Source organism: Mesorhizobium sp. M5C.F.Ca.ET.164.01.1.1, from assembly GCF_004792125.1.
Taxonomy (GTDB): domain Bacteria; phylum Pseudomonadota; class Alphaproteobacteria; order Rhizobiales; family Rhizobiaceae; genus Mesorhizobium; species Mesorhizobium wenxiniae.
In genome coordinates this window covers 1-306 of the sequence record NZ_SRTG01000446.1, presented here as the reverse complement: position 1 = coordinate 306, position 306 = coordinate 1, and the positions used below count along the sequence as shown (strand labels likewise).

Below are 306 nucleotides of genomic sequence, written 5' to 3'. Positions count from 1 at the left end.
GCCTCCGACATGCCAATCTACGCGCCCCTCCTCCTTCTCCCTGTCAAGATCGAACGGCAGAAGGTGCGAGGAAAGCACGTCTACGAGGTGGCGGCCCGCGAAGGCGCGGCGGAAACCAACATTAGCCTTCAGAAATTCCTGGAGACAAAATTTGGCAGAGACCTTCCAGATTTCGGCGACGCCGATGACGGGGGATCCGTCGAGAGCTATCTGGCCAAGGTCGAGGCAAGCATCGAAGGATTGAAAAGATGGCGAGTTCGGCGCTGGCTAGTCCTCGGCCATTTCGCCTTCAGCCGCATAGCAATC

1 protein-coding gene is annotated in these 306 nt (G+C 58.2%); it reads left to right on the top strand.

Features of this window, described 5'->3' with window-relative positions:
• The coding region (locus EN807_RS34215; protein WP_135938070.1) for a DUF4011 domain-containing protein at positions 1–306 on the top strand (306 nt) is incomplete at both ends.